Source organism: Frankia sp. CoBUL1, assembly GCF_978021245.1.
The window spans coordinates 1-9,524 of record NZ_CDXDOS010000004.1 but is presented as its reverse complement, the minus strand read 5'-3'; the positions used below and the strand labels follow the sequence as shown (position 1 = coordinate 9,524).

Sequence of the window (9,524 nt, the reverse complement as noted above, 5' to 3'; positions counted from 1 at the left end):
GGCCCCTCGGCGCGCCACCGGATGGCGGGGCCGACCATCAGGAAGACGGAGGGGCGGACCGATGCGCGCTGAGCTGCTGGCGGTGGGGGACGAACTTCTCTACGGCGACATCGTCAACGGCAACGCGGCCTGGTTGGGTCGGCAGCTGGCCGATGTCGGAGTGACCGTCACGACGTCGACGGTCGTCGGTGACGACATCGACATGATCGCCACGGCGATCCGGGTGGCACTGGACCGGGCTGACGTCGTCATCATGACCGGAGGGCTCGGTCCCACCCAGGACGACCTGACCCGCGAGGGCATCGCCGCCGCGGCCGGCGTCGGCCTGCGCCGGGACGACTTCCTGGAGTCGATGCTGCGGCGACGGTTCCGGGACATGGGCCGCGGTGACGGTGGCCGGCGCGTGCCCCAGATGAACTACCGACAGGCGGACCTGCCCGAGGGGGCACAACCGCTGCCGAACGGCACCGGAACAGCCCCGGGGATACGGATGGAGATCGGGACTGGCGTCGTCTACGCGATGCCCGGTGTGCCGTTCGAGATGAACGGCATGTTCACCGCCAGCGTGCTGCCCGACATCCTGCGCCGGGCCGGGCAGCCCGCGGTGGTCGTCCACCGGGTGCTGCGCACGGCGGGCATGTGGGAGTCGGCCGTCGCCGAGGCCCTCGCGGACGAGGTCGACCGGCTTGCCCGGATCGGCAATCCGCGCATCGCGTTCCTGGCCAGCGGTGGCCAGACCCGGGTGCGTATCACGGCCCGGGCCCGGGATCGGGCCGAGGCCGAGATGCTGATCGTACCGGTGGAGACCGCGGCCCGGACCGCACTGGGCGCCGGGGTGTACGGCGGTGCGGACGACTCCCTCGAAGGCGTGGTCCTGGGGCTGCTCGTCCAGCGGTCGGCGACGCTGGCCGTCGCGGAGTCCATCACCGGGGGGCTGCTCGCCGGGCGGCTGACCGACGTCCCCGGTGCGAGCGCCGCGTTCCGTGGCGGCATCGTCTCCTACGCCACGGAGGTCAAGGCATCGGCGCTCGGTGTCGACGAGGGTCTGTTGGCCGCCGAGGGCGCGGTGTCGTCGAGGACGGCCGCCGCGATGGCGGCGGGGGTCCGGTCCCGGCTGGGCGCCACCTACGGGTTGGCCACCACGGGAGTCGCGGGCCCGCAGCCGCAGGAGGACAAACCGGTCGGAACGCTGCATATCGGCCTGGCCGGACCGGACGGCACCGTCACCCGGTCGGTACGGCTGCCCGGGGACCGGCCGCGCATCCGCACCTACGCGGTGGTGTCCGCGCTGGACCTGGTGCGTCGGATGCTCGCCGGGCTGCCGAACAGCGAGATGACCACAACCGGAGACGGCGCACCCTGATGCGCGAGACCAATCACCGGACCTGAGGTGCTTACACAGTTACAGTCCCGTCAACGAGGGCCCGATGGTCGCGGCGGTGGGTATACGGTGAACGCATCCCGCGGACGAAGGAGGAGGCTCGATGGTCCTGCTCCGACGCATGCTCGGCGAGGCGTTGCGCCGCCGCCGTCAGGATCAGCACCGCACGCTTCGGGAGGTGTCGTCGGCGGCACGGGTGTCGCTCGGCTACCTCTCGGAAGTCGAGCGTGGGCAGAAGGAGGCCAGCTCCGAGTTGCTCGCCGCCATCTGTGACGCACTGGGAGTACGGCTCGCGGACCTGCTGCGCGAGGTGAGTGAGGATCTCGAACTCGCCGAACTGGCGGTGGCCGCGCGGGTCGGCGCGCCCACCGTGGTGGTTCCCGCCCGCGCCGCGGTCGTCGACCGGGCGGCCTGAGTTGCGCGTCCGGCGTCTTCCGGTGCCCTGCCACGTCGGCTGTCCCGTTCACGTTGGGGGTCTGCTCCGTTCATGACGTGCGCTCCGTTCATGATGTAGGTCCCGATGAGGTAGGTCTCGATGTGTGTCTCGTTCGCGATGTCGGGCTGTGCTGGACGTCGGGCTGTGCTGGACGTCGGGCTGTGCTGGACGTCGGGGTGTTCTGGACGTCGGGTGTTCTGGTCGCATACGGATCTCTTCACGGGGCACGCCGCAGGGAGCAGATGTCTCCGGCGTGAGAGAGGTCGAGTATGAGTGCCATCCGCAGCCCGCTGTCCGACGGGGCACGAAGTGTCACCGGTGAGGCCCTCCAGGGCACGTTGATCGACCTGATCGACCTGTCCCTGTCCGCCAAGCAGCTGCACTGGAACGTCACCGGGCGCACCTTCCGTAGTGTGCATCGCCAACTCGACGAGGTTGTCGATCTGGCGCGTCGTTACGCGGACGCCACCGCCGAACGTGCCGTCGCGATCGGGGTCAACCCGGACGGTCAGTCCTCGACGGTCGCCCGAAGCACCCACCTGCCGGGAGTGGAGGTGGGGTACATCCCGGATGAGAAGGTGATCCGGCAGACAACCGAGGTCCTCGCCGGGGTGGTCACGAGGATGCGTACCCGCATGGACGCGACCGAGAAGGCCGACCCGGTCACCCAGAACCTGATCATCGAGATCGTCCACGACCTGGAGGAGCAGCACTGGATGTTCCAGGCGATGGTGTGAGTCCCGCGCCGGGGGCGGTTTGCCCTCCCCGAAAGGGCCCTCCCCCGAAAAGGGTTGTCTGGTGGCGGATGGCGGACCCCTCCGCGACTCTCCCGAGATAGTTCTCGTGGCGCAGGTTGGTGTCGATCGTCGTTCCCGGGCGGACTCCCGGGCATGGCCCGCAGGGAAAGAAGATCACGTGAATACCCCCGCGTGGCCGGAGGACGACGACGGCTGGTCGGAGTGCCGGCTGGTCCAGGTGTGCAAGAGCTGCAACGGATTGGGCGAGCTGCTGGTGGTCTTCGCCACCATGCGCGGCGGCTTTGTGCCGGCCTGCCGGACGTGTCTGGTCTGCGCGGGACGCGGCCGCACGGCGCTGCAGCCGCCCGTCTGAGTCCGCCGCGGGGTAACCGCCGCGGCTCCGGCGTGCGACGATCGATGTATGGCGAATGTCGTCCGCAAGATCTACCGCTATCTGTCGGCCTCGGCGAACCGGAAGTTCGATGAGAAGGCTGACCCGCGGGTGCAGATCGACCAGGCCATCATGGAGGCCCGGCAGCAGCACGAGGCGCTGGTCCAGCAGGCGGCGCTCGTCGTGGGTAACCAGCGTCAGCTGGAGATGCGCATGGCACGCCAGGTGGACGAGGTCGCGAACCTCACCGAGTCCGCCCGCTCCTCGTTGCTGCTGGCTGACAACGCGCGAGCGGCCGGCGACCTGGTCACCGCGGCTGGGTACGAGGAGACGGCCCAGGCATTCGCCAGCCAGCTGGTCTCGGCGGAAGCATCGCTGGAGGACCTGAAGAACCTGCACCGCCAGGCCGCCGCGTCCGCCCAGCAGGCCCGAACCGCGGTCGAGGACAACACCGTGCGGATGCAACGCCATCTCGCCGAGCGTGCCCGCCTGCTGACACAGATCGAGCACGCCGCCATGCAGGAGCAGATGACCAAGGCGATGGAGGGGATGTCCTCGCTCGCCCCGGCGGGGGACACGCCCACCCTCGGGGAGATCCGCGACAAGGTCGAGCAGCGCTACGCGGTCGCTCTCGGGCGCCACGAGCTCGCCTCCCAGGGGATGGAGGCGCGGATGATCGAGGTGCGGCGCGCGACCATGGACGCCCGGGCCTCCTCCCGCCTCGCCGAGTTGCGCGGTGACATGGCGGCCGGGGGCCAGCTTCCCGCTGGCGCGCCTGGTTCCGCGGCGTCGCCTGGTTCCGCGGCGTCGCCCGATTCCGCAGCCAAGCCCACCGGCGGTGGGACGCCGTGAGTCGGAAGGCGGACCGGCCGTGACCGGCTGGCCGGGTTGGGACGGGGCGCCGGGCGGGGCACTGCGGCCGGCGTTGCCGGACTGGGTGCGTGCCGATGTCGAACGCCGGTCGTTGCTGCGGACCGAACGGCGCGCCGGGCGTGGCGTCCGGTGGGCGCGTCGTCGGGCGGCGGTGACCGCCTTCGGATGGATCGCCGTGGCCGCGGTGACGCCGGTCGCCGCCGTCGTGGACGGCTGGGGTTGGCTGGTCGTGGGCGGTGCGGCGGTCATCAGGGCGGGTCTCGCCGGCTGGGAGACGGCCGTGATCCGGCGGGAGGACCGCGGGTTCGCCCTGCCGAGCGCTCCCGCTCCGCCTCCCTGGGCGTTGCGGCACTCGGCGGCCGCCGAGCCGTTGCGCCGTGGCGAGGCGGGTCTGGCGGCGCTCGTCGCGATGGCCCGGACGCTTGCTCCCGGTGCCGCCCGCGGCCCGGTGCGGGCGGCCGTGGCCGGCGCCGCCGATCTGGTGGACGGGCTGCGGGTCACCGCCATGCGGGTCGTCGCGTGTGAAAGGGCGGCCCGAGCGGTGACGCATCCCGCTCGACGAGCCGAGATCCTGGCGACGAGGAAGGACCTGGTGGCCGAAATGTCGGCGTCGGTGGCCACTCTGGACGACCTGCTGGCAGCGGCCAGCGAGGTCGTGGGCACGGTGGTCGCGTCTTCGCCGGACCTGGCCCGACTGACCCAGCAGATCGAGGCTCTGCGTGGCTACGCTGCCGCACTGCGTGAAATTTCCGGTTGATCGCGGATGTCGACGGTGATCCCGGGTGTCGGTTGCCAGCGAAGATTTCAGTAAGGACCTGCGCTGAGCTGGACAGGGAAATCTGGTGATGAAGGTGTCCAGACAGCGGCCGCTGAGGTGTTGACAGTGCGGACCGCCGTATTCGGCGCGGACTCCGGTGCAGTCGTAACTGGTGCGGGGTTCAGACGAATCCGCGATTCAGGAGGCTGCTCAGCCAGACGTGGTCAGCCAGACGTGGTCACCACGTTCTCGATGCTGGGGGCCGTCGGCGCGGTGACCGGTCAGGGCGTGGCGACCATGCGGACGTGGCGCTTGTCGATAACCACGCCGGTGGGCAGGGTCCCGTCGGCCGTTCCGGCAGGATAGGCGGTGATGACGGGCTGGGCGGTGCGGTCGCGGTCGAAGCGGCGAATCTGCTCGACCAGCCGCTTGGCGAGCTGGGCGGCGGCGGGGCCGTGGCCGGTGGCGCCGAGTTCGTAGCGGCGTTCGCCGTCCGGGCCGGGATGGTCGACGGGGCGGGGCTTGGTGAGGTACGCCAGGGAGTCGCCCTCGACGATCGCGGGGGTGCGGTAGGTGAACGCGGGGCGGCAGATCCCGGACTCGATGGCCTCGTCTTCGGCTGCGATGCGGCAGGTGCCGGGTGAGGTGGCGGTCAGCCACAGCCAGATGTGGTCAAACGGCTCGTTGGCGACGACGGAGGCGCCGGACCACGCGGTGGTCTCGGGTCCAGTGAACACCTCGTGCAGGGCGGCCGGGGCGATGTTCTGGTCGGCATCCCAGTACAGCTCCACGTTGTCAGTGATCGTGCCGGTCTGCTCGCCGGTCGACACGATACCGATCATGGGAATGAACCCGCAGAGCTGGCTGCTTTCCGCCCGGAGATGGGTGTCCTGACGGGCGAAGGCGACACTGCGGGCCTGGCCCCGCCAGTGCAGCGGGACCATGAGCATACCGCCGGGGGCGAGTTGGTCGAACCAGGCCGGGGGCAGGTCCCACGGCCCGACCGTAACGATGATCTTGTCGTAGGGGGCGTGGTCCGCGTCGCCGATGGCGCCGTCGCCGGTGACCACCCGCACTCGGTCGTAGCTGGTCTCGGCCAGGGTGCGGCGGGCGTGGTCGGTAACGTCGGGGTGGATGTCGATGGTGGTGACACTGCCGCCGTCGCCGACGAGTCCGGCGAGCAGGGCGGCGTTGTATCCGGTCCCGGCCCCGATCTCCAGCACGCGGTCGCCGGGCTGCGGGTCGAGCTGACCGAGCATCATCGCCACCACGGTCGGCACGGAGATGCAACTGGCGGGCCGGTCTGCGCCGGGCCTGATGGTGATCGCCTTGTTGGCGTACGCCTCCTCGACCGAGGCTGCGGGAACGAACCGGTGCCGGGGAACGGCCCGAAACGCCTGCTCGATGCGCTCGGAGCGCAGGTGACCAGCGGTGCGGATGTTGCTGATCATCTGCTCGCGCAGGTCCTCGGGGCGGGTGCTGGTGGCGTTGGTCATCCGGTTCCTTCCGTGTGTGTACTTGCGGATACGGGCGAGTGCGTTGGTCCGGCCGCGGGCGGGACGGTGAGCAGGCAGGCGTCCCATCCGGTGCCCGGCGGCAGATCGGTGAGCGCGATTCCGGCGTCGCCTTCCAGCATCCCCCTCACCTCCGATAGTTTTCGGGCCGCCTGGGTGCGGCGGTGACGCCAGCGGTGTTCCAACCGGGACAGGACCTCGGCGAATTCGCCGCCGGGTTCGGTGTCGGCGAGCATCCGGCGGGAGACGTGCACCAGCCCGGCCCAGCCGTGGCACAGCGAGTCGTCGCCGAGTTGGGCGAGTTGAGCCTCGTCGGTGAGACACGCGACGAGCGTGGCCTTGGCGTCGGCCACCCTGTTCGGGGTGTCCAGTGCCTGGGCGGTCAGGTGGCGGGCGCGGGCCAGGCCGGGGGCGCCGTAGCACCAGGACAGGCGTTGCGGACCCGGCTGGTCGGCGGCGGCGTTGACCCATGCGCGGGCGGAGATCATGCCGGGCCACCAGGGGCTGATCACCGAGCCGCAGCGCCAGGAGTTGAGGAACCAGTCGGTGAGTCCGATCGCGTCGGCCTGTCCGGGCACGGTGATGCCGCCGATCATGGCGGAGGACAGCAGCGCCAGCGGTCCCGCGATGCCGTGCGCCATGCCGAGGTTGGCGTGGCCGCCGGGCCACCAAGGGTCGGGCTGGTCGGACGGCCCATTCGCGGTCCACCAGCCGGGCAGTGTGGCCCCGTCGACGGTGGTCCGGCCGGTCAGCCGGACCAGGTAGGTCAGTACGTCGCGTAGCAAGTCGCCGCCGGGGTGGCGCGGGTCGGCGTGGGTCGGCGTGGATGGCCTGAAGCAGGCAGACGCCGAGTCCGGTCAGCCCGTTGATCAGGTCGAACTCCCGCAGCGCGGGCAGTTCGCCGCGGTCGATCCGCTCGTGCGCTGCCTCCAGGCGGGTGCAAGTGATCGCGGCGATGTGCTCGTCGAGGGTGTGCAGTACGCCGGTGTAGACGGGCTGGCCGGCGGTGCGCAGCACGAACGCGACCGCCGGGGCGCCCCGGTACAGGCCGGCGCCCGTGTCCGCGGCCACGGGTTCGGCGGTCATAGCCTTGACCTATTGGTGGGCGGTGGCCCAGTCGCCGATCCCGGCGCGGGCATAGGCGATGTGCAGCAGCGCCAGCCCGGCGGCCCCGTCTGCCAGGGATTGACCCAGCCGGGTGCGGGATGGTGCTCGGGCGGTGGCGTGTACGGGTCGGTGTAGGTCACCGGGCACCACCGCTACGGCGGGCTCGCCAGGTGAGCGCGGCTTGCCGGGCCAGGCGGCAGCAGGTGCGTTCGCTGTCCCGGTTGATGCCGACGGCCCGGTTGTGGTGCATGTGCAGCAGCGACTCCAGCACCACGTCGGTGTTCGCCTCCGGTGGCAGCGCCTTGTGGTAGCTGGCCAGCGCGTCGGCGCGGTTGTCCCACGCCGGCCCGATGTCGACGGTCCAGCCGGACAGCGACCACAGCCCGGCCGGGTCGGTGACGAGCCGGGTCGCTCGCTCGGCCACCGCCCGGTCGAGGGCCGCAGCGGCAGCCGGGGCCGGGCGGGCGGCCAGCCAGTCCATCGCCTCGTTGGGATCGCCGAAGAACCCGCTGACGATGCCTACCATGTTCGCCACCACCAGCCCGAGGTCGACCTCGGTGGTGGGCTGGTGCCGCAGCAGGGCGGCCATGGTGGCGGAGTCGGCGGCGAAGACGTTCTCCGCGGCGTCCAGTGCCTCGCCGTGCCCGTAGCGGCCGATTTCCGGGGAGTAGGTGTCGATCACCAGCCGCCCGGCCAGTCCTGCTTGGCGCATCCGCTGCGCCCACTCCCCGACCGCGTTCGAGTACTGCGCGTAACAGTCGGGGGTAGTGCGCAGCCGCAGGCGCAGGTGGTCCGTCTCCTGTCGGCTGCGGTATCGCAGCCAGCAGGCCGCGGGTGTGTCGAGCGTGGCCAGCAGGCCGGGAAGCGCCTCGGCGACGATCTCGCCGATCCGTTCGGGATGGGTGAACAGCTTCGCCGAGAGCCAGGTGGCGTCCGGGGCGCCGGGCAGGTGCCCGTGTGTGTTCGTCACGACGGGTGGGAGGCCGTGCAGCGGGCCGGGTTCAGCGGGGCAGGTGGTGACCAGGGGCAGCGCGATTTCGTGGGCGTGGCCGTCGATCCACCCGTAGTCGGCCGCCGGGGTGGCCGCGTACAGGATCGCCTGGCCGTGCCGTTTGAGGTGGGCGTGCAGGAGGGTGGCGTGGGCGGGCTCGTTGAGGGTGAGGCGCAGCGTGCGGTCCGCGTCGCGGAGCTCGACCACGTCAGGGCAGTCCCAGCGGCGCCGCCACCGGTCGAGTACCTGCCTCCACTGGCCGGGACCGGCCTGGCCGGGTGGGAGGTCGTCGGGGGCAAGCCGCCACTGGGCCGGGGACAGGACGGTGCGCCGGTAGCGCACCCGTGGCAGGAACGGCAGCCGGACGCGCGGTCCCCAATCGAACTGGTACCAGGCGGCGGATAACGCCCGTGGCAGGTGCGCCAGGAACCGGGCCAGCGGCGGGGGCTGTTCGTCCAGTGCGAGCGCGTGGAACACCTGCGGCTCAACCACTTGACGACGCGAGATGCTGACCAGGTGCAGCCGGTCGCGGGTCGCGGTGATGGCCAGGTCGTCCATCGTGAGCAGGCTGTCGTCGCCGGGCTGGCGGTGTTCGCCCAGCGGGAGCACGTGGTCGAGGTAGGCCGGGACGCGGCAGGCGTTCTCCGCGTGCGGGTACAGCGGCCCGAAGGACATCTGCACCCGCAGCGCCCCGGCGGTGGCGGCGGGCAGTGCCCGGTACGCCCGCGCCGGGCCGGACCCGGTGGCCGTCGGGGTGAACCGGCTGGTGAGGGTGCCGGCGGAGCAGGCGGGCGCGACGGTGAGCAGGAAGTCGCCCCGATCCAGTGCTTGGGTGGTGGCGGCGTGGATGCGGGCGGACAACTCTACGTGCGGCGGGGATGTACCGGTCGTCAAACGTTTCGCCGGTCAGCTCGCCGATCACGTCGTCGGTCAGGATGATCTCGCGGGTGCCGTCGGCCATCGCCTGCCAGGCCAGCACCAGCAGCCGCTCGTCGCGTTCGGAGATCCCCGGTGGCGGCGTGGGCAGCACGCTCCCGCGATACCCCACCGGATACCCACGCAGTCGCACCTGAACGGCTCCCGCTCCGGGCCTGCACCGCGCCGTGCCGTGCCGTCACCAAACCGGGTCAGCTACTAAAACGTTTGGCTTCCTATTGAAATCTAGGCCGAAAATAGGATGTCATACTAAATCTTCGATGACACCCGACAGCGGGGACGGGCTGTCGTACCTCGTGTCGTGTATCAGGCGTCGTGTACCAGACCGGGTAGCGCCATCGGGTAGGTCGTCGAGACGTTCCGCCCAGTTCCTTCGTGTACCCACAGTGAGCCTTTCCGCG

10 protein-coding genes and 1 pseudogene are annotated in these 9,524 nt (G+C 71.0%); 7 read left to right on the top strand and 4 right to left on the bottom strand.

Going from position 1 to position 9,524, the window contains the following annotated elements:
- Positions 1-61: 61 nt before the first annotated feature.
- From AC08OX_RS01100 to pspM, 6 genes are all read left to right on the top strand, one after another.
- Positions 62-1,363: a competence/damage-inducible protein A gene (locus tag AC08OX_RS01100; RefSeq protein WP_476606074.1), complete on the top strand. Its 1,302-nt coding sequence runs from the start codon at positions 62-64 to the stop codon at positions 1,361-1,363.
- 121 nt (positions 1,364-1,484) lie between these two features.
- Positions 1,485-1,796 (top strand): helix-turn-helix domain-containing protein, encoded by a 312-nt coding sequence (locus AC08OX_RS01095; RefSeq protein ID WP_011437913.1) that lies wholly within the window; start codon positions 1,485-1,487, stop codon positions 1,794-1,796.
- 290 nt (positions 1,797-2,086) lie between these two features.
- Positions 2,087-2,554 (top strand): Dps family protein, encoded by a 468-nt coding sequence (locus AC08OX_RS01090; protein ID WP_011437912.1) that lies wholly within the window; start codon positions 2,087-2,089, stop codon positions 2,552-2,554.
- 178 nt (positions 2,555-2,732) lie between these two features.
- Positions 2,733-2,927: a hypothetical protein gene (locus AC08OX_RS01085; RefSeq protein ID WP_023840200.1), complete on the top strand. Its 195-nt coding sequence runs from the start codon at positions 2,733-2,735 to the stop codon at positions 2,925-2,927.
- A 48-nt stretch (positions 2,928-2,975) separates the two neighbouring features.
- Positions 2,976-3,797, top strand: a complete 822-nt coding sequence (locus tag AC08OX_RS01080) for a PspA/IM30 family protein (RefSeq protein ID WP_476606073.1) — start codon at positions 2,976-2,978, stop codon at positions 3,795-3,797.
- Positions 3,798-3,816: 19 nt separating this feature from the next.
- Positions 3,817-4,575: a phage shock envelope stress response protein PspM gene (pspM, locus tag AC08OX_RS01075; protein ID WP_476606072.1), complete on the top strand. Its 759-nt coding sequence runs from the start codon at positions 3,817-3,819 to the stop codon at positions 4,573-4,575.
- Between the two features lie 281 nt (positions 4,576-4,856).
- Here pspM and fxlM read toward each other — a convergent pair whose 3' ends face one another.
- Positions 4,857-6,071 carry a methyltransferase, FxLD system gene (gene fxlM, locus AC08OX_RS01070; RefSeq protein ID WP_476606071.1) on the bottom strand — a complete coding sequence of 405 codons (1,215 nt, stop codon included), beginning with the start codon at positions 6,069-6,071 and terminating at the stop codon, positions 4,857-4,859.
- The gene (locus tag AC08OX_RS01065) at positions 6,068-6,874 is read right to left on the bottom strand and encodes a lanthionine synthetase C family protein (RefSeq protein ID WP_476606070.1); all 807 of its coding nucleotides are present in this window, start codon (positions 6,872-6,874) and stop codon (positions 6,068-6,070) included. Before AC08OX_RS01065 ends, fxlM begins: the two co-directional genes overlap by 4 nt.
- Before the next feature lie 37 nt (positions 6,875-6,911).
- Here AC08OX_RS01065 and AC08OX_RS01060 point away from each other — a divergent pair, with 37 nt between their 5' ends.
- Positions 6,912-7,331: a hypothetical protein gene (locus tag AC08OX_RS01060; RefSeq protein WP_476606069.1), complete on the top strand. Its 420-nt coding sequence runs from the start codon at positions 6,912-6,914 to the stop codon at positions 7,329-7,331.
- 1 nt (position 7,332) lies between these two features.
- On the opposite strand, the gene AC08OX_RS01055 is transcribed toward AC08OX_RS01060, so the two are convergent.
- Together AC08OX_RS01055 and AC08OX_RS01050 are read right to left on the bottom strand one after the other, a co-directional pair.
- Positions 7,333-9,081, bottom strand: a complete 1,749-nt coding sequence (locus tag AC08OX_RS01055) for a lantibiotic dehydratase (protein ID WP_476606068.1) — start codon at positions 9,079-9,081, stop codon at positions 7,333-7,335.
- Positions 9,080-9,235: pseudogene (locus AC08OX_RS01050) on the bottom strand (hypothetical protein); the annotation flags it as partial. The pseudogene AC08OX_RS01050 and the gene AC08OX_RS01055, both read right to left, overlap by 2 nt.
- Positions 9,236-9,524: the final 289 nt, after the last annotated feature.

Excerpts from the sequence above, each read along its gene's own strand:
- AC08OX_RS01100 (WP_476606074.1), top strand. The coding sequence starts at position 62 with ATGCGCGCTGAGCTGCTGGCGGTGGGGGACGAACTTCTCTACGGCGAC.
- AC08OX_RS01095 (WP_011437913.1), top strand. The coding sequence starts at position 1,485 with ATGGTCCTGCTCCGACGCATGCTCGGCGAGGCGTTGCGCCGCCGCCGT.
- AC08OX_RS01090 (WP_011437912.1), top strand. The coding sequence starts at position 2,087 with ATGAGTGCCATCCGCAGCCCGCTGTCCGACGGGGCACGAAGTGTCACC.
- AC08OX_RS01080 (WP_476606073.1), top strand. The coding sequence starts at position 2,976 with ATGGCGAATGTCGTCCGCAAGATCTACCGCTATCTGTCGGCCTCGGCG.
- fxlM (WP_476606071.1), bottom strand. The coding sequence starts at position 6,071 with ATGACCAACGCCACCAGCACCCGCCCCGAGGACCTGCGCGAGCAGATG.